Origin of the sequence: Pseudomonas sp. W15Feb34 (genome assembly GCF_023127765.1) — a bacterium.
In the GTDB taxonomy this organism is placed as follows: domain Bacteria; phylum Pseudomonadota; class Gammaproteobacteria; order Pseudomonadales; family Pseudomonadaceae; genus Aquipseudomonas; species Aquipseudomonas synxantha_A.
Window position 1 is genome coordinate 91,617 of the sequence record NZ_SPKN01000023.1, and the last position, 21,681, is coordinate 113,297.

Consider the following 21,681-nt stretch of genomic DNA (forward strand, 5'->3'; position numbering starts at 1 on the left):
TATCGAGCCTGCGTACCTGATGAAACCCTTTGCCGCAGCGAGCGTAGTGTTTGCCTTGGCCCTGAGCCTGAGTGGCTGCATCGGCGCGCCCATTGCCCTGACACCGGCAACCCAGCAACGCTTGCAAGCCCAGGCGCCGATCCGCTTTCTGCTGACCTTCGATGACGGCCCCAGCGCCTCGGGCTACAACAACCCGAGCCGTTCGGTCGTGGCGGATCTGGCGAATAACCCGGTATTGCCTGGGATCAAGGCGGTGTTCTTCTCTCAGACCGAAGCCGCTCGCTCCGGCGGCAGTTCTCGCGGGCGCAAGACCATGGAACGTGAATTCGCCGCTGGCCATGTACTGGCCTTCCACACGGCGACGGCGTTTCATACCAATCACCGCTGGCTGAACGATGCAGAGCTGGAACGCACCCTTACCGAAGGTGCGGCAGACATTGCCGCCATCACCGGCACGCCGCCCATGCTGGTACGCCCACCGTTCTGGAACTACGACCGCCGTACCTTCGCCGCCTACCAGCGGCATGGCATGCACGTACTGCTGACGGACCTCAGCGCCAATGACGGCAAGATCTGGGGCTTCAACGCCAGCCCGCGCCGGCGGGCCAATTTGTATCGGCAGCTGTCGGTCGTGCGTGAGCGCATCGCGCTGGGTGAACTGCCGATGGTGGAAGGCGTGATACCGGTGGTAGTGACCTTCCATGACATCAACCGCTACACCGCCCGGCATATGCAGGAATACATGCAGATCCTGATGGACAGCGCGCAAATCAACGGAGTGAAGACCGCTGCCGAGCCGTTCTACACCGACACCGCCATGCTGGAACGCGCAGCACTGGCACGCACCGTGAAGGATGTGAATGAAGAGGCCCATCTGCCGGGTGTATGGAACTGGATATGGGATGCGGACTCACACTGAAAGCTACAAACAGTTACAACAGTAAGATGTTTAAGTCAGACAGGTAGTCCCATCCTGCCCCACCACGCCCACCTTATTAACCACCCACTGACCATAAGCCCTTTGAATACGTAGGAAAGTGAAACAAGTGGCGTTGGAACTCAGTACTCCTTCCCGCCCACTATCGGATCAGTAGTTCGCAAGACTTACCGCGCACTGCCCAACCTTCTCACACTTGCCAACCTTTAAAAGGACTTAGTCATGTTGACAACTCCCTTACAGAACAACTATTCGCACAGCCTTTACAACCCTAACTCCTCGATGGATAAACCCGTCAATTCCGCAGCTACGGCTCCAGCACAACAGCCCATCGAATCAAACCCCATCACCGAAGTACCACGCGCCCTCACCAGTACCCCGACCACTCACACGTACGATAACGGCAACGTCAAGATCACCTCGGCAACGGCTCATGAAGGCAGTTTTCACGGCGTTCCCATGCTGCGCAACAAAGTCACCATCGAAACCGGTAATAGTGCAGACAACGTTCACCTCAAGAGTCTTCCGGACATTGGGGTCGTCGCAGAAATAAACGGCAGGCGATACCTGTTACCGGTTCAGAATGCTGGCGGCACGACCGAGACCGTGGAAATAAAAACCAGGGGTGGCGATGACCACGTCACGATTGCAGACGACATCTGGTTCCAAACCACTGTGAGTCTTAACGACAACCACACGGTTTCCGGGACCAATGGGTATACCTCCGCCCCCGAGTCAGCGGGCGTGAAAACATTCTCGCAACCCGGAATCATCGCCATTGCACCTCACCTGCAAAAAGGCGCCGAGTTCAAACATGACGAGACCACCTTCAAGTTCTCGCCAAACGCCAACCCAAGGCAGTTCGGCGACGGCGTCATGCAAATAACCGCCGGCAGCGGCAATGACACTATTCGTATCAGCGCAGCAGAAGACAATTCATTGTTAGCTGAAGTGAATGGGCAACAATTCCTCCTGCCTATTAAAAACGATCCAGCAGGTGGTTCCAGGCTGTTCATTCAAGCCGGAGACGGAGACGATAAAGTCACCATCGACTCTAATGTAAAGAACTATGCCTTTATCAACATGGGCGAGGGTAAAGCAGGCACTTTGTACAGTGGCGGCGGGTTCGTTTCGGGTGAAGAAGAGCCCAATTTGAGGCAGCGCTATACCACGCAAAACTACAAACCTGTCGAAACCAGTGTCTGACCCCCGATATGGCATAACCTCACCCCACGCCAAGTTTGCATCGGCGCACGGTGAATGAATTCCGAGCCTAGGTGTACGTGATAAAAACCCACCTGATAACCAGGGGGTGGGTTTTCACTCTTTTTACGCTCGGGATTGCGCCTGCTAGCCCAAGTGCTGATCCGTTTCCCGCTGACCCTCTATGACGCCGTAGCGTTTCATACCAATCGTAGGTGATGCGGCTGCCGACGGTGACCGAGCTGATCCCATTGCAGCCACGCGGGTTATGTCGAGTGACCCGCAAATTTTTGTATCAGATGGGTTGGGCCAGAAACAATTAACAAATCACCCGGCAGAACCAGCGAACCAGGAGTTGCATGCTGGAAGTCTTGACTCGCGCGCTTCAGCCCTACGACCGTTACGCCAAATTTCTCACGGATCTGGCCGTCGGCCAGCGTGCTGTTATGGCTCGACAGGGGTGAATGAATCTTGGCAATGGCGAAGCCGTCATCGAACTCGATGAAGTCGATCATCCGCCCGGTAATGAGATGAGCAACACGCTCGCCCATTTCTCTCTCCGGATAGACAACATGATGGGCACCAATGCGCTGGGCTATTTGCCCATGCTCGGCAGTGCGGGCCTTGACCCAGATATCAGGGATACCCAGTTCGGTCAGCGTCATGATGGTCAGCAAGCTGGCTGACAGATCGGTGCCTATCCCTACAATGGCATGAGCGAAGTCGGCAACTCCCAACTGGCGCAAGACCTGCAGGTTGGTGGAGTCGGCCTGAACCGCATGAGTCAACAGATCTGCCCACTCATGGACAGGTGCGGGGTCCAGGTCGATGCCCATCACATCGTGACCAAGGCGCATCAGCGACTGCGCCACGGAGCCGCCGAAGCGGCCAAGACCGACCACCACCACGCTATCGCCCTTGGAAAATGAAAACTGCTCTGAAAACAAAAGTTTAGCCAACAATTGGATGTTCCTCAGGGTAGCGATAGGGCATGCGGCGCTCGCCCAAGGCTAATGACGCCGCAAGTGTAATGGTGCCGACCCGTCCGGCATACATCAGCAGCGTCAGCACCAGTTGACTCGATGGGGGTAGATCAGCGGTGATGCCAGTGGACAACCCGACGGTGCCAAACGCCGAGATGACTTCAAATATGACCTGATCGGTAGGCAAATCTGTTCCACGCAAGATAAAGAGCGTCGCCAGTACGATCATGGCGCTGCTTAGAACGAGCACCGTGATGGCTTGACGTTGGGCCGGGGCACCGACTCGCCGGCCAAATGCCTCGCTGTCACTGTGACCACGAATTTCGGCAACAACCAGCAAGACCAAAATGGCGACAGTACCGACTTTGACCCCACCCGCCGTTCCGGCGCTGCCCCCCCCGACAAACATCAGAAAGTAGTGCACTGCCCAACTTTCAGGCGTCAATGCACCTATATCGAGGGCGTTGAACCCGGCAGTACGCGCAGAAACGGAAGCAAATGCAGCCGAGAGGATTTTATCGGCTAACGCCATCGGCCCAATCGTCGCCGAATTGTCCCACTCGAACAGAAGCACGGTGAAAAACCCGCCCAGTAACAGGATTACCGTTCCAGTCAGGGTGAATTTGGTGTGTAAGGACCAACGACGGGGATGCTTGAACCTACTGCGCAAGTCATACAGCACGGGAAACCCAATGCCGCCGATAACAATCGCAACCATGATCGGCAGCAGGATCCAGCCATCTGAGGCATAGCGCATCAGGCTGTCGGGATAAAGGGAGAAACCCGCATTATTGAATGCCGATACTGCGTGGAACAGGCCATTCCAGGCTGCACCGGCCCACGGCAAGTCATAAGCCCAATGGAGTCTAAGTGTAAGCCACACGGTCGCAATGAATTCCAAGGCGAATGTCACTAACAACACCAGCTTGGCCACGCTGGCGATGTCGCCCGCCCCTAATGAGCGTGATTCCAACTGTGCAACCATTTTGGTGCGTAGACGAAAACTGCGGTTAACCATCAAACCGAGCAAGGTCGCCACTGTCATGATGCCGAAGCCACCGAGCTGGAACAGTAACAAAATCACTGATTGGCCGAAGGTTGACCAGTACGTGCCGGTATCCACCACTACCAGCCCGGTCACGCAGACAGCCGATACCGCAGTAAAGAAGGCAGTCAGCCAAGGAGCCGCGATACCCTCGGATTGAGAGATCGGCAGCATCAAAATGACCGTTCCAGCCACAATCGCTGCCAGGAACACCAAGGCAACCGCCCTGGCTGGATGAAGCATTAATTTCATTGGGCGTCAGGGCTCATGTCGTGTCAGGAAAATGCACAGCGCTCGAGAAACCTGACCTCTATATCACTCGCTTGATATCGATAGGCACAACTGAAGCATTCAGCGTCAGCTCTAACTCAACATCATCCGCACTGGGATTGGCAGTATATGCCGTTGAAAAACTATTCAACGTAAGAGATTTCACTCGATGATCATTCAGTCAGGCTGGCGGGACTCAACCCCGAGCTCATCCCACACCGACTCGGCCAAGTGAAACGTCGCATTCGCCGCCGGTATTCCGCAATAGATCGCACTCTGCATCAGCACTTCCTTGATCTCGGCGCGGGTCACACCATTGCTGGCGGCCGCACGCAGGTGCAGCTTGAGCTCTTCACTGCGGTTCATGCCGATCAACATGGCGATGGTGATCAGGCTGCGGGTATGCCGAGGCAGCCCGGGGCGCGTCCAGATATCGCCCCAGGCATGGCGCGTGATCATTTCCTGGAACTCGCTGTTGAACTCGGTGAGGGCATTAAGGCTGCGGTCGACATGAGCATCGCCCAGCACTTCGCGGCGCACCTGCAGGCCATCGGCGTAACGTTGTTTCTCGTCCACAAAACGCTCCTCAGCGAGCCAGCAGAAAGTTGATCACGCGGTCGCTGAAGGCAGCGCCGGCTTGCACGTTGGACAGGTGCGCCGCATAGAACTCGGCGTATTCGGCGCCCTGCACATGGTGCTGGATAAAGTGGCTGCCAGCCGGCGGTGTCACCGCATCTTCAGTGCCGGCAATCACCAGGGTCGGCACCTTGATCAACGACAGTTGCTCACGAAAATCCGCGTCGCGCACGGCGCCGCAATTGGCGGCGTAGCCCTCGGGCGATGTGGCCGCGAGCATGTCAGTGATCTGCTTGGCCTGGTGCGGGTTGGCCGCAGCGAAATCCGCGGTAAACCAGCGCGCAATCGAAGCATCGCGTAGCGCCACCATCGCAGCGGCGCCGTCACGCAGGACCATTTCGATGCGCGGGTTCCAAACCTCAGGCGTGCCGATCTTGGCGGCGGTATTGCACACCACCAGACGCCGCAAACGCTCGCCGGCGTGGATGCCCAGCCATTGGCCGATCAAGCCGCCCATGGACAGGCCGCAAAAATGCGCGCGCTGGATATCCAGCGCATCCAGCAACGCAAGCACGTCTCGCCCCAGTTGTTCGATGCTGTACGGCCCCTCGGTGACCAGGGATTTGCCGTGACCGCGGGTATCGAAACGCAACACGCGAAAATGCTCGGTGAACGCCGGAATCTGCACGTCCCACATATGCAGGTCGGTGCCCAGGGAGTTGGACAGTACCAGCACCGGTGCATCCCCCGGCCCGTCCAATTGGTAATGCAATTCGCCCTCGGCGAGTTGTACAAAAGCCACAGCGGTCTCCTCAGGCAGTCAAAGCAAAGTGTTCAGTCACGGCACGCGTGACCCAGGTCTGGGCCTGGCCCAGGTAATGAGCCGGGTCGAGCAGGCGGTCCAGTTCAGCCGCTGACAACTCGGCAGTCACCTGGGACTCATCCGCCAGCACGGCGCGCAAGTGACGCTGCTCGGCCACGGCGCGTTTGCAGCATTGCTCCAGCAGGTGGTGTGCGGTATCGCGGCCCAGGCGTTGGGCAAGCACGATGCTGACTGCTTCAGCCAACACCAGGCCCTGGGTCAGGTCGAGATTCTGCGCCATGCGCGCGGTATCGACCTCCAGCCCTTCACTCACCAGCAGCGCCTGTTGCAAGGCGCCGGACACCAGGCGGCAAATCTCTGGCAAGGTTTCCCATTCGGCGTGCCACAGGCCCAGGCTGCGTTCGTGCTCCTGGGGCATGGCGCTGAACATGGTCGCCACCAGGCCCGGCACGCGGGTGGCAGCGCTGATCAATACGGCGGCGCCTACGGGGTTGCGTTTGTGCGGCATGGTCGATGAACCGCCCTTGCCCGGCGCGGCGGGCTCAAACACCTCTGCCGCCTCGGTTTGCATCAACAGGCTGATATCGCGACCCAGCTTGCCGAGGCTGCCGGCGATCAGGCCGAGCACGCTGGCAAATTCCACCAGGCGATCACGCTGGGTGTGCCAGGGCTGTTCCGGTAAGCCCAGTTGCAACTCGGCGGCCAAGGCTTCGGCGACGGGCATGGCGTGTTCGCCGAGCGCCGCCAAGGTGCCGGATGCACCGCCGAATTGCAGCACCAACAGGCGCGGTTTCAACTCGGCAAGACGCTGGCGACTGCGTGTCACGGCGCCCAGCCAACCGGCGATTTTCATGCCCAGGGTGACCGGTGTCGCGTGCTGCAGCCAAGTGCGGCCAGCCAACGGCACGGCGGCGTGGCGCTGCGCCTGGGCAGCCAGCACGTCCCCCAGGCGCGCCAAATCCGCCTCGATCAGCACCAGCGCCTGACGCACTTGCAGCACCAGGCCGGTGTCCATCACATCTTGACTGGTCGCGCCCAGATGCACATAACGCTCGGCGTCGGCATCTTCGCTGGCGATCAACTTACCCAGCGCCTTCACCACTGGAATCGCGGAATTACCCGCCGTCGCAATGGCCGCGCCAAGCGCATCGACGTCATACAGCGAAGCCAGGCACGCCTGGGCAATCGGCGCGACGGCAGCCTGGGGAATCAACCCGACCCGAGCCTGGGCCCGGGCCAGCGCCGCCTCGAAATCCAGCATGCCCTGCAAGCGTCCCTGGTCACAGAACACTTCGGCCATGCTGGCGGCGGTGAAGTAAGCGTCGAACAGTTGATTGCTCGTGCGCAGCGTCATAACTCATCCCTTACAAATCGTGATGCAGGTACGCCGCCTGTTTAGGCAGGCGCAAGCTGAACAGGAAGGCCACCGCCATCATCGCAGTGACGTACCAATAGAAGGTGTTTTCCATGCCGATGGATTTCAGGCTCAGTGCGACCACTTCCGCCGAACCGCCAAACACCGCGTTAGCCACGGCATATGCCAGGCCCACACCCAAGGCACGCACCTGGGGCGGGAACATCTCGGCTTTGACCAGGCCGCTGATGGAGGTGTAGAAGCTGACAATCGCCAAGGCCAGGGTGATCAGTACAAACGCCAGGAACGGGCTGGTCACGGTTTTCAAGGTCAACAGGATCGGCACAGTGAACAAGGTGCCAAGGCCGGCGAACCAGAGCATGGAATTACGTCGCCCGATCTTGTCGGCCAACATGCCGAACAGCGGCTGCATGCACATGTACAGAAACAGCGCGCCGGTCATGATGTAGCTGGACGTCTTGGCGTGCATACCGACAGTGTTCACCAGGTACTTCTGCATGTAAGTGGTGAACGTGTAGAAAATCAGCGAGCCGCCAGCGGTGTAGCCCAGCACAGTGATGAAGGCTTTGCCGTGGTCACGGAACAGCGCGACGATGCTGCCGGCGTCCTTGTCCTGACGCATTTCCTTGCTGGTTGTTTCTTTCAGGGTGCGACGCAGCAGCAGGGAGATCACCGCGGCGATGGCGCCGATTACAAACGGAATGCGCCAGCCCCAGGCACGCAGTTCTTCTTCGGTGAGGATCTGTTGCAGGATCACCACCACCAGCACCGCCAGCAACTGGCCGCCGATCAGGGTCACGTACTGGAACGAAGCGAAGAAACCGCGCTGGCCCTTGAGCGCAACTTCACTCATGTAGGTCGCCGTGGTGCCGTATTCGCCACCCACCGACAAGCCCTGGAACAGCCGCGCCACCAGCAGCAGCGCCGGGGCCCAGGCACCGATGTCGTTGTAGGTGGGCAGGAAGGCGATGACCAGGGAACCGGCGCACATCATCAGCACCGAGATCATCATCGAGTTCTTGCGCCCGTGCTTGTCGGCCACCCGGCCAAACAGCCAGCCGCCGATCGGCCGCATCAGGAACCCGGCGGCGAATACACCGGCGGTGTTGAGCAGTTGCACCGTGGGGTCGTCCGAGGGGAAAAACACCGGGGCAAAATAGATTGCGCAGAAGGCGTAGACGTAGAAGTCGAACCATTCGACCAGGTTGCCGGAGGAAGCCCCGACAATCGCAAAAATCCGTTTGCGGCGTTCTTCTCCGGTGTAGTGACTCGTTGTTGTTGTCATGGTTTTTTACTCAGTGGGAACGGTTATAGCCTAGACATACTTTGCAACAACCATGTTCCGCAAGCAGACTTTTGGGTATGTAGTGACTGTGAGGGCCTCATCGGGAGCAAGCCCCCTCCCACATTGGTATGTATTCACAAGTCCAAATGTGGGAGGGGGCTTGCTCCCGATGAGGCCCTACAGCCAACTCAGTAATCGAAAAACACCGTTTCCTTATCTGTCCCCTGCAAAATCACATTCCACTGATGCACGCCCTGCGTATCCGGCTTGGCAATCAACGTACCGCGACGCTCGGCTGGCACACACGCCAGCAGCGGGTCATCGCCATTGAGTGCCTCACCGTCAAAATAAATCCGCGTCAGCAAGTGCTTCACCAGCCCGCGGGCAAACACCAGCACCACCAGGTGCGGCGCCTGGGTGGTGCCCTTCAAGCCAGGAACGGCACCCGGCTTGATGGTGGTAAAGCGGAACCGCCCTTCAGCATCCACCGGCACCCGGCCAAAACCTTCAAAGTGCGGATCGACCGCCTTGTCCTGTTCATCCTCAGGGTGGTCATATTTACCGGCAGCATTGGCCTGCCAGACTTCCAGCATGGCGTCGTTGACGACATCACCGTTGCCGTCCACTACCTGGCCGCTGATCGCCACGCGCTCGCCGAGTGTGGCGGCTACGGTCATGTCTTCGCGGTTCAGCCAGGTCAGGCCAATGTGGTAATACGGCCCGACGGTGTGGGACGTGGTCGCGTTGAGTGTCATCTCATTTCTCCATCGGCGTGGCGTCGCGGCCGCGCAGGACGATGTCCCAGCGGTAACCGAGGGCGTAGGAAGGGACGGTCTTTTCCAGGTCGAAGCGCGCGATCAGGCGTTCCTTGGCCCGCGTATCCGGCACGCAGTTGTAGATCGGGTCGTATTCGAGCAATGGGTCGCCAGGGAAATACATCTGCGTCACCAAGCGCGTCAGCACACTGGGGCCGAACAGCGAAAAATGGATATGCGCCGGGCGCCATGCATTGTGATGGTTGCCCCACGGGTAGGCGCCGGGCTTGATGGTTTGGAACTGGTACCAGCCATCGGCGTCGGTAACGGTGCGCCCGGTGCCGGTGAAGTTCGGGTCCAGCGGCGCGTCGTGCAGGTCACGCTTGTGGTTGTAGCGCCCGGCGGCGTTGGCCTGCCAGATCTCCACGAGAATGCCCGGCACCGGCAGGCCATTCTCGTCCAGCACACGGCCATGAATGATGATGCGCTCGCCTTGGGGCTCGCCTTCATGCTGGGCGGTCAGGTCGTTGTCCTTGTCATTGATGCGCTCGGCGCCGATCGTCGGGCCGGTGATTTCCGACAAGGAATGGGGCAGGAACACCAACGGCTGGGACGGCGAACGCAGGTTCGTCGACTGATACGCCGGGTGCAGGTAATCAGGTTGAGTGCCCGCTTGCGGGCGCCGGTAACCAGGCTTGTCACTCATGGAGCAATCCTCTTTTATTAGACGCGTTCAATCGCCAGGGCCAGGCCTTGGCCGACGCCCACGCACATGGTCGCCAGGCCTTTGCTGCCGCCGGTTTTTTCCAACTGGTGCAGGGCCGTCAACACCAGCCGCGCACCGCTCATGCCCAGGGGATGACCCAGCGCAATGGCACCGCCGTTCGGGTTGACCTGAGGTGCATCGTCGGCAATACCCAGCTCGCGCAGCACCGCCAGACCCTGGCTGGCGAAGGCTTCGTTAAGCTCGATCACGTCGAAGTCGGTGACCGCCAACCCCAGGCGTTCCACCAGCTTGCGCACCGCCGGCACCGGGCCGATACCCATTACGCGCGGTGCGACACCGGCACTGGCCATGCCCAGCACCCGGGCGCGCGCGGTGAGGCCGTGTTTCTTGACGGCGTCGGCGGATGCCAGAATCAGCGCGGCGGCACCGTCATTGACCCCCGAGGCATTGCCGGCGGTGACGGTCTTGTCCGGGCCGTTGACCGGCTTGAGTTTGGCCAGGGCTTGCAGGCTGGTGTCACGCGGGTGTTCGTCGTGTTCCACCAGGGTTTCGCCTTTTTTATGGGCAACCCGTACCGGCACTATTTCCTCGGCGAAGAAACCGGCGGCTTGCGCAGCGGCGGTCCGCTGCTGGCTGCGCAAGGCGAAAGCATCCTGGTCGGCGCGGGAAACCAGGTAGTCGTCGGCGACGTTATCGGCGGTCTGCGGCATGGCATCCACGCCGTACTGGGCCTTCATCAACGGATTGATGAAACGCCAGCCGATGGTGGTGTCTTCCAGCTTCATACTGCGCGAAAACGCCGCATCGGCCTTGCCCATCACGAACGGCGCACGGGACATCGACTCGACGCCGCCAGCAATCGCCAGCTCCATTTCGCCACTGGCAATAGCGCGAAAGGCCGTGCCGATGGCATCCATGCCCGAGGCGCACAGACGGTTGAGGGTCACGCCCGGAATGCTGTCCGGCAGCCCCGCCAGCAACAGTGCCATGCGCGCCACGTTACGATTGTCTTCGCCGGCCTGGTTGGCACAGCCCAAAAAGACTTCGTCCACCGCGTCCCAGTCCACCGACGGGTTACGCTCGATCAGGGCCTTGATCGGCAGCGCCGCCAGGTCATCGGCACGCACCGTGGACAGCCCACCGCCGAAACGACCGATAGGTGTGCGAATGGCATCACAGATAAATACCTCGCGCATCAGGCTTCTCCCGGTGCTTGGCCATGGGCGGCGGCGGTGCGGGCTTCAAGCTCGCGCAGCGCGGTCAGTTCTGTCTCGGTCGGTTCTGCCGTGGTGCTGACCTGGTCGGCAAAGCGAATCGCCCAGCCGGTGGCAGCGACCACTTGCTCGCGGGTCACGCCGGGGTGCAGCGCGGTGACCACGAACTCATGGCTGCCCTCCTCCGGTTCCATGATGCACAGGTCGGTAATGATGCCGACGGGGCCGGCACCGGGCAGGCCAAGACGCTTGCGCGAGTCGCCACCTTCGCCGTGACCGACGGAGGTGATGAAGTCCAGTTTGTCGACAAACGAACGGGACGACTGTTTAAGGATGATCAGCACGCTCTTGGCGGAACCGGCGATCTCCGGCGCCCCACCGGCACCCGGCAAACGCACTTTGGGCTGGTGATAATCACCGACCACGGTGGTGTTGATATTGCCGAAACGGTCGACCTGGGCCGCACCGAGAAAGCCCACGTCAATGCGCCCGCCCTGCAGCCAATAGCGAAAGATCTCACCGGTGGGCACCACAGTGTCGGCGGTCTCGGCCAACTCGCCATCGCCGATTGACAGCGGCAACACGCTGGGCTTGGCGCCAATCGGGCCGGACTCGTAGATCAGCACTACATCGGGTGAGGACGTCAGCCGCGCCAGGTTGGCGGCCTTGGACGGCAGGCCGATACCGACGAAGCACACTGAACCGTTCTTCAAGCGGCGTGCAGCGGCGACGGTCATCATTTCATTGGTGGAGTAGGTCATTACTTGGCCTCCTGCGCGGTGGCCAGCTTGGCCTGGAACTCGCTGAAATCAGCAGTGCCGTGGATGAATTCATCAATCCAGGCGGTAAAGGTCCCACGGTCGCGAGCAATCGGATCCCACGCCTGGTAGAAGCGGTTATCCCGCTCGTTGTAGCCGTGAGCGTAGGAGGGATGTGCACCACCCGGCACATGGCACACCGCGGTCAGTGCCCAGGTCGGCAACACGCAACTGTTCATCGGCGCATTGAGGTCATCGACGATTTCTTCCACGGTGACAATGCAACGCTGAGCCGCAAGGGCCGCTTCCTTCTGTACCCCGAGAATGCCCCAGAGCAACACGTTGCCCTTGCGATCGGCTTTCTGCGCGTGAATTACGGTGACATCCGGACGTACCGACGGCACCGCCGCCAGCACTTCGCCGGTGAATGGGCACGTGACGGTCTTGATCAGCGGGTTGACCTTGGGCAAGTCGGAACCAGCGTAGGCACGCAGCACCGCGAACGGCAGGCCCGAGGCACCGGCGACGTAGGCATTGGCCAAGTCGGCGTGGCTGTGTTCTTCGATCTCCAGCGGTTGCGGCCATTGCTTCTCCACCGCGTCGCGCAACCGATGCAGGGAGCCCACACCCGGGTTGCCGCCCCAGGAAAAAATCAACTTGCGCGCGCAGCCGGCACCGATCAATTGGTCGTAGATCAGGTCGGGCGTCATACGCACCAGCGTCAGGTCTTTCTTACCCTGACGAATGATTTCATGACCTGCGGCCGTTGGGATCAGGTGGGTAAAACCTTCGAGAGCGACGGTATCGCCGTCGTTCACAAAGCGCTTGACCGCATCACGCAGGGTGAGGATTTCAGCCATGGGGTTGGGCTCCCGGTGTTGATCGAAAAAGGCGCTGAGGTGGCGCCGAAGTGCTTGAAGATTAAGCCGGGGAAATGGGCCGAACAATCCGATAATCGACTCAGCGTTCGATTATCGAACAGATTGTTGTCTAGCTAATCGTCTAAGCGAACGCAATTCAAATGTGGGAGGGGGCTTGCTCCCGATAGCGGTGGATCAGCCAACAAATTTTTTGACTGACACCCCGCAATCGGGAGCAAGCCCCCTCCCACATTTGAGTCCCATCAAGGCTTAAGTGGCGTCGGCGTGGCTGACCATGCCTTTGATCAACACGGCTGCAGTGGCGAGTGCCGCCGGAATCACCAGTGCCGTGAGCACCTGCTCGAAATTCCAGCCCAGGCCCAGCAAGGTGGCCCCCATCCACGCACCCAGGATCGCGCCGAAGCGGCCAATGCCAAGCATCCACGACACACCGGTGGCACGCCCCTGGGTAGGGTAAAAACGTGCGGCCAGGGACGGCATCGCTGACTGCGCACCGTTGACGCACATCCCGGCGATCAGCACTAACGTTGCCAATAAAGTGATATTGCCAAGGCTTTGCCCTACCGCGTAGGCAAACACCCCGGCCAGCAGGTAGAAAGTCCCGATCACTTTGTGCGGGTTGAACCGATCCATTGCCCAGCCCACGCCCACTGCGCTCAACACCCCGCCTAACTGGAACAACGCGCCGATAAATGCCGCCTGCTCCATGCTGGCGCCACTGTCGCGCATCAAGGTAGGCAGCCAACTGGTCAGCAGGTAAACAATCACCAGGCCCATGAAGTAAGTGAGCCACAGCAGCAAGGTGCCGGCGCTGTAGGTGCCCGAGAAAATCACCGCGAACACGTTGCGAGCCTTGACGGTTGCTTGCTCCGGCACGCTGAAGCTGCCGGCCTGGGCCACGATATTGGGCTCAATGGGTGCCAGGGCCTTGCGTACCTTGTCGGTACCGCGATTACGCACTACCAGGTAACGCGCCGACTCCGGCAGCCACACCAACAGCACCCCCGCGAGGATCAATGGCAGGATGCCGCCGATGAGCAGCAAGCTGTGCCAGCCAAACGCCGGGATCAACTTGGCCGAGATAAACCCACCACCGGCCATGCCCAGGTTGAAACCGCAAAACATGCTGGTGACCAACAACGACTTATGACGCTCGGGGGTGTATTCGGAGAGCAAGGTCGTGGCATTGGGCATACCCGCGCCCAGACCCAGCCCGGTCAGAAAGCGCAGCACCAGCAACTGGTCGACATTGGTGCTGTAGGCCGAGGCCAGGCTGAACGCGCCAAATACCAGTACCGCGCCGACCAACACGACTTTGCGGCCAAAGCGGTCGGCCAGCGGGCCGGACCCGAGTGCGCCGAACACCATGCCGATCAACGCGGCGCTCATCACCGGGCCAAGGCTGGCGCGGTCGATGCCCCAGTCCTGGGACAGGGCCGGCGCAATAAAACCCATCGCCGCCGTATCGAGGCCGTCAAGAAAGACAATCAGGAAACACAGGATCACCACGCGCCACTGGTAGCGTGACAATGGCTGGGTGTTGATAAAGGACTGCACGTCCAGGGGGGTACCGACAGAAGGCTGATTCATTATTTTTATTCCACACCGATGGCGGGCCGATGACCTCAGGTCATCATTATTGTTAGGCGGCGCTTTGAAGCGCTGCCGCACATTAATAAGCCAGGGGAAACACCGTCAATCGAGCCGACCGGGATCTGTGCGGTCACCGAACAGCTTAGGCAAACAGTTGCGCGCTCAACTCACGGCTGGCGGTGAGCATACTCGGCAGAAAACGCTGTTCCAGCTCGCTGCGGCTGACGCGCCCGGCATGGGTGCTGACGTTCAGTGCGGCCAACACCTGGCCGGATGCGTCATACACCGGCACCGCGATGGAACGCAGGCCCTGCTCCAATTCCTGATCGACGATGCACCAGCCTTGCTGACGTACCTGTTGCAAGCATTCGAACAAGGCTTGGGGAGTCGTGAGCGTGCGGCTGGTCTTGGTTTGCAGGTCTGCGTGGTCGAGGTAATCCTGCAGCGAGGCATCATCCAGGGCCGCCAGGAGGATGCGCCCCATGGACGTGCAATAGGCCGGCAGCCGACCGCCGACGGAAAGGTCCACGGAAATCAGGCGCTGAGTCGTGGCCGAACGTGCGATGTAGAGAATATCGTCGCCTTCAAGGGTGGCCATGTTGCAGGCTTCATGGAGCTGCTCGCTCATGCGGTCCAGATAAGGTTGGGCCGAGACGGCCAACGGTGTGGACGACAAATAGGCATGACCGAGCGTCAGCACTTTAGGCAATAGGGAGTAGGTACGCCCGTCCGTGGTGGCGTAGCCGAGTTTGATCAAGGTATGCAGGCAACGGCGCACAGCGGCGCGGGGGATTTCCGTGCGGTGGCTGATCTGGGCGATGGTCAGGTGACGCTTGCGCTCCTGGAACGCTTGCACCACGGCCAGGCCACGGGCCAGGGACGTCATGAAGTCCGGATCACCGGTGAACGCCTGGATGCGCTTGGCCGGTGAAGCCACGATCGGCGGCGCCACTGATGCGAAGGAGTTGCGCAATTGATCGTTCATTTCCAGGGTCCTGTCTCTTGTTCTTACCACGGGAGGGTTGGCCGCTATTACAAGCCGTGCCGATCGCGATGCACAAGCCAGCGCCAGCAACATTGGGCGATTATCGGACGATCATGCGATTATCGCAATTTGTCAGGCTAGGGCAGCCGCCGCCGCCGCCAAGTTTCAGATTTGCCTGATGACCTGGGAAGTGCGCAGATTTACGCTTTTATTTAGAACAGGTGGCGACAATATGATGACGCTGTTCACAAATAGTGATGCCCACCCATAACACCCTCCCCTGCACCGTTGACGCTTTTTAACTTTATGATGATAGTGTTATTCAAATGCGCCGCTATAATGCAACCTGTGCAGAGGTCGGCCCGGTATCACTATCGGGATGGGAGCTCGCCAGGCGCTGGAGGACGTAAGCCGCGCCGGCCGCAAGTAGCCGCTTAAAAGAACTGCCCTCAGGCCTGCTTTTCAACTTGAACGGTTTTCTACTGTTTTATTTGGAATCGCCCGAGGACGACTGTTGAAGCGCGACACTGCGCAATCAATAAACTTCACACAATTAGGTAATACTGTGACGAAAGATGAACTGCGCGCCGAACTTGAGCGCCAGGAGCAACGTTACAAGGACGTCTACGGCGGGGAAGTCACCACCTACGCCGCGCAACCTGAGCCGGAACGCAAGCCATGGCGCAAACGCGCCAGCCTGCTGGATCAGGCATTTGCCCAGGAAATCCAAAAGATCGAACAGGAACTCAAAACCGAAGAGCCATAAGCGCTTCGGTGCGAGTAGGCTGGGCCCTGCTGTCTCTGCCGGTCCACCACCGGCAGGGAGCCCCTCGCGTCAGCGCCCGTTGGTCAGTCACCTACAGCCGCGCACGAAATTTCATACAAATGTTTCAGGCATGACGTTTTCATGACAAATGCCGGCCTTTTGCGGCCTGCGCTTTATAAATCAAAGACTTGCCAAAGCCCCGAAAACCCTGGGATGCGTCCGTTTTGCCCGGGCTTGTGCGACGAAGATTGTTACCGATGAGCAGTCAATGCATCGATTACCGATGTTTTCTGGCATAATCGCGCCCCCTTACGACCGGGTCAGAAAACCTTCATGATCGATTTATTCAGCGGACTGGATGCTTGGGTTCTAGTGAGCCTGCTGCTCGCCCTGGCCTTTGTCCTCGCCTTCGAGTTCATCAATGGCTTTCATGACACCGCTAACGCGGTGGCCACAGTCATCTATACCAAAGCCATGCCGCCACACCTGGCGGTGTTCTTCTCCGGGGTCTTCAATTTCCTCGGCGTGTTGCTCGGTGGTGTCGGTGTCGCCTACGCCATCGTGCATTTGCTGCCGGTGGAGTTGCTGATCAATGTGAACACCGGCCATGGCCTGGCGATGGTCTTCTCGTTATTGGCGGCGGCGATCACCTGGAACCTGGGCACCTGGTACTTCGGTATTCCCGCCTCCAGCTCCCACACCCTGATCGGCTCGATCCTCGGTGTCGGCCTGGCTAACGCCCTGATCAACGACATCCCCCTGGCTGACGGTGTGAACTGGCAAAAGGCCGTGGATATCGGTGCGTCCCTGGTGTTCTCTCCGATGGCCGGCTTCCTGGTCGCAGCCCTGGTGCTGATCGGCCTGAAGTGGTGGCGCCCGCTGTCGAAGATGCACAAGACCCCGGACCAGCGCCGCAAGCTCGACGACAAGAAGCACCCGCCGTTCTGGAACCGCCTGGTCTTGGTGATCTCGGCCATGGCCGTGAGCTTCGTGCACGGCTCCAACGATGGCCAGAAAGGCATCGGCCTGATCATGCTGGTGCTGATCGGTATCGTGCCGGCGCAGTTCGTATTGGACCTGGGCAGCACCACCTACCAGATCGAGCGTACCCGTGACGCTACCCTGCACCTGAACCAGTTCTACCAGCGCAACCACGAGACCCTCGGCGAGTTCCTGGCCCTGGGCAAAAGCGTGAAGGATGATCTGCCGGGCAAATTCCGCTGCAACCCGCAGCAGACCGAGCCGACGATCAATGCGCTGCTGGGCACCCTCAAGGGCGTCTCGGACTACCACTCGCTGACCGCAGATCATCGCATCGAAGTGCGTCGCTACCTGCTCTGCCTGGACGACACCGCGAAGAAAGTCGGCAAACTGCCTGGGCTGGATTCCCGTGAGAAATCCGACCTCGACAAGCTGCGCAAAGACCTGACCGCCACCACCGAGTACGCCCCGTTCTGGGTGATCCTCGCGGTTGCGCTGGCCCTGGGCCTGGGCACCATGGTGGGTTGGAAGCGCGTGGTACTGACCATTGGCGAGAAGATCGGCAAGCAGGGCATGACCTATGCCCAAGGCATGTCGGCCCAGATCACCACTGCCACCATGATCGGCTTCGCCAATATTTTCGCCCTGCCGGTGTCCACCACCCACGTGCTGTCTTCGGGCGTCGCGGGCACCATGGTTGCTAACAAAAGCGGCCTGCAAGGCGGCACCGTCAAGACCATCCTGATGGCTTGGGTATTGACCCTGCCAGCCACCGTGGGCCTGTCGGCCGGGTTGTTCTGGTTGGCATCCAAGGCATTGGGCAACTGACTGATAGCCACTGGCAATAAAAAAGGTGCGATCCGCGAGGGTCGCACCTTTTTTTATATTCACTTTTAGAGAAAAACCGAGCAAAAAAAAGGGCGACCGAAGTCGCCCAAAATGCCTTGCGTGCCCATGTAATCTGAAAAGACCTACGGTTTTTTACGCTTGTTAGCGTCTTTCCAGATAAAAAATCCAAACCCTACAAAAAACAGCACCATGAGGCTTACAGTCAGCACTCCGGCAAAAACCACATTATCGATAAACATGACCGGCCTCCTGCACTTGCCCTGTTGCGATAGGGTTAAGTTAATGGAGAAGGCGCAGTGGGAAATTGACCAGGATCAATGTCGCCCGCAACGGGGCGTAAAGAGGGGTAATAACTGATCTGCATCAATGGATGCAGACCCTTTCAACGCTTTTTCGGTTTGTTCTTCGACTTCTTCTTGGGTTTGCCCAAGGGCATGGCTTGTTCAAAGGCTTGGCGCACTTCATTCAAGCGTTTGTCATTGAGGTCGTGCACGCGCTTGGCGCGTTCAGCATTCAGGTCGATCAGCTTGTCGTCATCACTCATGGCTTGGCTTACGTCGTGGCGGGAATGCCCCAATAATGCGGCCTGCCCTGCCCGACGGCAAATCAGCGAGCGACAAAAGGCAGGTCATCGACCAAAATCGGCACTTTCCAACCGATCCAGGAGCTGCACCCAAGTGGCCTTGCACAACGACCTTCCACCGCTGCTGGCCCTGCGCGCCTTCGAAGCCGTGGCACGGCACTTGAGTTTTATCAAGGCAGCGAACGAGTTGTCGGTGACCCAAAGTGCGCTGAGCCATCAGGTGCATAAGCTCGAACAGCATTTGGGCAAACCGCTGTTTATCCGGCGTACGCGGGCGATTGACCTGACGTTGGACGGGCAACATTACTACGATCAAATCCGCCCGGCCCTGGACGCCATCGCTACTGCGACACGCAGCCAACGGGGTGTACCCAGCACCAGCGTGTTGCGCATCGGCGTATTGGCGTCTTTCGCCACGCTATGGCTGGCACCGCGTCTGGCCGAGTTTATGCAGAGCTACCCGCATATCCAGGTGGAGTTGCTGCCCGCGATTCAACTGGCCAATGTCGCCACGGCCGAAGTTGACCTGGCCATCCGTTACGGCAAGGGCGATTGGCCCGACGTGCAGGCCACGCGCCTGATGGCCGAAACCTTGTCACCCGTGTGCAGCCCTGCGTTCAAGGCCAGCCAGGTAACCAAAGGCCCCCTACTGATGGCGACCTCGCACCGTCCTTTCGAGTGGACGGATTGGGCCGCCCATTACCAGGTCAACCTCGATCACCACCCCAGGGTGATGCTGCATGACTACAACATCGTGGTCGAGGCTACCGTGGCCGGCCAAGGTATCGCCATGGGCCGCCATCGCCTGATCGAACGCAGGCTCCAGGACGGCAGCCTGGTGGAAGCCTTTGACTGGCCGCCCTATCACAGCGAAATCGGCTATTGGCTGATCGCTCCCCAGGGCCCACTCGGCGAAGCAGCCGAATGCTTCAGCCAGTGGTTGAAGCACGTGTGTGCGGATGGGTGAGTTTTTTCGATACGTCGATTGAGATCTATCCGTTTGTCGTCCATCGCAACAGCCAACATGCTCAAACCTCCTGAACCCAGAGGTTTTCAGCATGACCGATTCCATTCGCCAACGCGTACACACACTCGGCCTGACACTGCCCACACCCAATCAACCAGCTGCCAATTACATCAACCATCTCGTCAGCCAACACCAGCTGTTCATTTCCGGGCAAATTCCCATACTCGATGGCAAACCTACCTATATAGGCCGGCTGGGCGATTCCCTCAGCGATGAAGAAGGCGCCCAGGCGGCAGAACTGGCGGCGCTGGGCCTGCTGGGGCAATTGAGCGATGCGCTGGGCGATGACCTGTCGCGCGTGGTGCGCACCCTGCGTCTGGGCGTCTTCATCGCCAGCAGCGCTGATTTCCAGCGCCAGAGCGTGGTCGCCAATGGCGCCTCGAACCTGCTGGTCAACGCCCTCGGCGACAAAGGCCGGCACGTACGCACCGCCGTAGGCGTCAGCAGCTTGCCGGCTGGCGTCGCCGTGGAGGTGGATGCCATTTTCGAGCTGCAGCCATGAGCCCGCTGGACGTCCAACAACTGCGGGAGGCCACGCCCGGTTGCCAGTCGGGCCTTGTGCACTTCAACCATGCCGGGGCGTCCTTGCCCAGCCAGGCGACGCTGGACGCCATCATCGAACAGTTGCAACACGAAGCCCGCAACGGCCCGATGGAAGCCGGCGAACAGGGCACCGTGCTGGTGGAAAACGCCCGCCGCGCCGCCGGGCAACTGCTCAATGCACCGCCCTCCTCGATTGCCTTCGCCAGCAGTGGCTCAACGGCCTGGAGCATGGCGTTCCAGGCCCTGGGGCCTTGGCGGCCGGGCGACCGCATCCTGGTGGGGCGCCATGAATGGGGCGGCAACCTGGCGAGCATGGAGTTGGCCGTGCAAGCGGGCGCGCGCGTGGAAGTTATCCCCTGTGATGCCACCGGCGCGGTTTGCCCGGTAGCACTGGAAGCGATGCTCGACGCCCACGTGAAGCTGATCGACCTTGCCTGGCTGCCGGCCAACGGCGGCCTGATCAACCCGGCCCAGGCCATCGGCGAAGTGGCTCGTCGTCACGCCATCCCCTACTTTATCGACGCAGGCCAAGCCGTCGGCCAATTACCGGTGGATGTGCAAGCGTTGCAGTGTGACGTGCTCAAATCCGCCGGCCGCAAACACCTGCGCGGCCCGCGCGGTACTGCACTGCTGTATGTCAGGCCGGATTTTCTTGGGCACCTGAACCCGGCCCAACGCGACGTGTTTTCGGCGCCCTGGACCACCGACGGCTTTGACCTGCGCAACGACGCCCGGCGCTTCGAAACCAGCGAAGTGTCCGTCGCCCTGCTGGCGGGCTTGGGCAATGCATTGCAAGAGATCAATCGACTGGGGATCGAGCGGGTGTGGGAAAGGATCTCGCAGACCAGCGCCCGAATCCGCGAAGCGCTGCATCAGATACCTGGGATTAGCCTGCATGACCTGGGCAGTAAACATTCGGGCTTGATCGCTTTCAACCTGGCCGGCTGGGATAGCTTTGAACTCAAGCGGCGCTTGGGGTTAAAGCGCATCAACATCGGTGCCAACGGCGTGGCCTATACGCCGCTGGATATGCAAGCACGTGGGTTGCGCAGTATTGCGCGCCTCTCCGTCAGCCCACTCAACACCAATGACGATATCGAACTGTTGATCAAGGCCCTGCATGAATTGAGCGCTTAAACCTCGATGTCCACCCACAAGCCCTGGCGCGGCGCATCTTCGATCAGCGGCGCCACGGGCACCGTGTTGTCGGCATTGAGCAAGTCACCGGGGATAGGCAAATGCTGCTCGACGTCATCGTCGGCTTCTCGCCGACGCTTGTGCTGCTCCTGCTGACGACGCTGCTCTTCGCGCAACAGAAAGGTCGATTGCTCGGCATCGCCTTTTTTCAGGTCGATCGTGCTCTCGCTGGAGCCCGGTTGAACGGGCACCACCGGCGGAATATCCGGCTTCTGGCGTGCCGGATCGAGTTGCGACGTGACCGGCACAACACTGACGGGCAGCATGGGTGGCAGCATGATAGTTATTCTCCTGATCAACAGGCTGTCGGCGGGTTGCAGGGCGA

At 59.9% G+C, this 21,681-nt stretch carries 23 protein-coding genes; 7 read left to right on the forward strand and 16 right to left on the reverse strand.

Translation table 11 applies throughout. The features are described from left to right. The first annotated feature begins 19 nt into the window (after positions 1-19). Positions 20-919, forward strand: coding sequence for a polysaccharide deacetylase family protein (locus E4O97_RS10295; protein WP_248161325.1), 900 nt, complete (start codon positions 20-22; stop codon positions 917-919). Between the two features lie 240 nt (positions 920-1,159). After that, positions 1,160-2,143 carry a hypothetical protein gene (locus E4O97_RS10300; protein WP_248161298.1) on the forward strand — a complete coding sequence of 328 codons (984 nt, stop codon included), beginning with the start codon at positions 1,160-1,162 and terminating at the stop codon, positions 2,141-2,143. A gap of 263 nt (positions 2,144-2,406) precedes the next feature. Here the strand turns inward: E4O97_RS10300 and E4O97_RS10305 are convergent, their stop codons facing one another. From E4O97_RS10305 to pcaR, 13 genes are all read right to left on the reverse strand, one after another. Beyond that, positions 2,407-3,102 (reverse strand): TrkA family potassium uptake protein, encoded by a 696-nt coding sequence (locus E4O97_RS10305; protein WP_216090857.1) that lies wholly within the window; start codon positions 3,100-3,102, stop codon positions 2,407-2,409. Next, positions 3,092-4,420, reverse strand: coding sequence for a potassium transporter TrkG (locus E4O97_RS10310; RefSeq protein WP_248128133.1), 1,329 nt, complete (start codon positions 4,418-4,420; stop codon positions 3,092-3,094). Before E4O97_RS10310 ends, E4O97_RS10305 begins: the two co-directional genes overlap by 11 nt. A gap of 195 nt (positions 4,421-4,615) precedes the next feature. Then, entirely contained in the window at positions 4,616-5,014 is a 399-nt protein-coding gene (gene pcaC / locus E4O97_RS10315) for a 4-carboxymuconolactone decarboxylase (RefSeq protein WP_078741193.1), read from the reverse strand. A 10-nt stretch (positions 5,015-5,024) separates the two neighbouring features. Continuing rightward, positions 5,025-5,816, reverse strand: coding sequence for a 3-oxoadipate enol-lactonase (gene pcaD / locus E4O97_RS10320; protein WP_216090855.1), 792 nt, complete (start codon positions 5,814-5,816; stop codon positions 5,025-5,027). Positions 5,817-5,826: 10 nt separating this feature from the next. After that, entirely contained in the window at positions 5,827-7,191 is a 1,365-nt protein-coding gene (locus E4O97_RS10325) for a 3-carboxy-cis,cis-muconate cycloisomerase (RefSeq protein WP_032877320.1), read from the reverse strand. Between the two features lie 10 nt (positions 7,192-7,201). Further along, positions 7,202-8,497, reverse strand: coding sequence for an MFS family transporter (locus tag E4O97_RS10330; protein WP_248161300.1), 1,296 nt, complete (start codon positions 8,495-8,497; stop codon positions 7,202-7,204). A gap of 188 nt (positions 8,498-8,685) precedes the next feature. Then, on the reverse strand, positions 8,686-9,252 hold the full coding sequence (gene pcaG, locus E4O97_RS10335; protein WP_078820502.1) for a protocatechuate 3,4-dioxygenase subunit alpha: 567 nt from the start codon (positions 9,250-9,252) through the stop codon (positions 8,686-8,688). A gap of 1 nt (position 9,253) precedes the next feature. Next, positions 9,254-9,958: a protocatechuate 3,4-dioxygenase subunit beta gene (pcaH, locus tag E4O97_RS10340; protein ID WP_005785874.1), complete on the reverse strand. Its 705-nt coding sequence runs from the start codon at positions 9,956-9,958 to the stop codon at positions 9,254-9,256. A gap of 17 nt (positions 9,959-9,975) precedes the next feature. Continuing rightward, on the reverse strand, positions 9,976-11,178 hold the full coding sequence (gene pcaF / locus E4O97_RS10345) for a 3-oxoadipyl-CoA thiolase (RefSeq protein ID WP_248161326.1): 1,203 nt from the start codon (positions 11,176-11,178) through the stop codon (positions 9,976-9,978). After that, positions 11,175-11,954 carry a CoA-transferase subunit beta gene (locus E4O97_RS10350; protein WP_005785870.1) on the reverse strand — a complete coding sequence of 260 codons (780 nt, stop codon included), beginning with the start codon at positions 11,952-11,954 and terminating at the stop codon, positions 11,175-11,177. The genes pcaF and E4O97_RS10350 overlap by 4 nt, the downstream gene beginning before the upstream one ends. Beyond that, entirely contained in the window at positions 11,954-12,811 is an 858-nt protein-coding gene (locus tag E4O97_RS10355; RefSeq protein WP_005785868.1) for a CoA transferase subunit A, read from the reverse strand. The genes E4O97_RS10350 and E4O97_RS10355 overlap by 1 nt, the downstream gene beginning before the upstream one ends. 270 nt (positions 12,812-13,081) lie before the next feature. Continuing rightward, the gene (locus E4O97_RS10360; RefSeq protein WP_216090852.1) at positions 13,082-14,422 is read right to left on the reverse strand and encodes an MFS transporter; all 1,341 of its coding nucleotides are present in this window, start codon (positions 14,420-14,422) and stop codon (positions 13,082-13,084) included. A 145-nt stretch (positions 14,423-14,567) separates the two neighbouring features. Next, entirely contained in the window at positions 14,568-15,410 is an 843-nt protein-coding gene (gene pcaR / locus E4O97_RS10365; RefSeq protein ID WP_032877325.1) for a pca regulon transcriptional regulator PcaR, read from the reverse strand. A 565-nt stretch (positions 15,411-15,975) separates the two neighbouring features. On the opposite strand from pcaR, the gene E4O97_RS10370 reads away from it, so the two are divergent. Both E4O97_RS10370 and E4O97_RS10375 read left to right on the forward strand, forming a co-directional pair. Continuing rightward, complete coding sequence (locus tag E4O97_RS10370) at positions 15,976-16,176, forward strand: hypothetical protein (RefSeq protein WP_003189295.1); 201 nt, start codon at positions 15,976-15,978, stop codon at positions 16,174-16,176. Between the two features lie 333 nt (positions 16,177-16,509). After that, positions 16,510-17,985, forward strand: coding sequence for an inorganic phosphate transporter (locus E4O97_RS10375; protein WP_003189291.1), 1,476 nt, complete (start codon positions 16,510-16,512; stop codon positions 17,983-17,985). Positions 17,986-18,128: 143 nt separating this feature from the next. Here the strand turns inward: E4O97_RS10375 and ccoM are convergent, their stop codons facing one another. Both ccoM and E4O97_RS10380 read right to left on the reverse strand, forming a co-directional pair. Continuing rightward, positions 18,129-18,245, reverse strand: coding sequence for a cytochrome c oxidase subunit CcoM (gene ccoM, locus E4O97_RS27525; protein ID WP_017530457.1), 117 nt, complete (start codon positions 18,243-18,245; stop codon positions 18,129-18,131). 143 nt (positions 18,246-18,388) lie between these two features. Continuing rightward, positions 18,389-18,550, reverse strand: coding sequence for a hypothetical protein (locus E4O97_RS10380; protein WP_005785860.1), 162 nt, complete (start codon positions 18,548-18,550; stop codon positions 18,389-18,391). Positions 18,551-18,683: 133 nt separating this feature from the next. Here E4O97_RS10380 and E4O97_RS10385 point away from each other — a divergent pair, with 133 nt between their 5' ends. The 3 genes from E4O97_RS10385 (at position 18,684) to E4O97_RS10395 (ending at position 21,296) form a co-directional block, all read left to right on the forward strand. After that, positions 18,684-19,556 carry a LysR substrate-binding domain-containing protein gene (locus E4O97_RS10385; RefSeq protein WP_248161302.1) on the forward strand — a complete coding sequence of 291 codons (873 nt, stop codon included), beginning with the start codon at positions 18,684-18,686 and terminating at the stop codon, positions 19,554-19,556. A 91-nt stretch (positions 19,557-19,647) separates the two neighbouring features. Beyond that, complete coding sequence (locus tag E4O97_RS10390; RefSeq protein WP_248161305.1) at positions 19,648-20,118, forward strand: RidA family protein; 471 nt, start codon at positions 19,648-19,650, stop codon at positions 20,116-20,118. Continuing rightward, positions 20,115-21,296 (forward strand): aminotransferase class V-fold PLP-dependent enzyme, encoded by a 1,182-nt coding sequence (locus E4O97_RS10395; RefSeq protein WP_248161308.1) that lies wholly within the window; start codon positions 20,115-20,117, stop codon positions 21,294-21,296. The genes E4O97_RS10390 and E4O97_RS10395 overlap by 4 nt, the downstream gene beginning before the upstream one ends. On the opposite strand, the gene E4O97_RS10400 is transcribed toward E4O97_RS10395, so the two are convergent. Next, a complete protein-coding gene (locus E4O97_RS10400; protein WP_005785853.1) occupies positions 21,293-21,634 on the reverse strand; it encodes a hypothetical protein in 342 nt (113 codons plus the stop codon). The two genes, E4O97_RS10395 and E4O97_RS10400, sit on opposite strands and share 4 nt — an antisense overlap. Between the last annotated feature and the right edge of the window lie 47 nt (positions 21,635-21,681).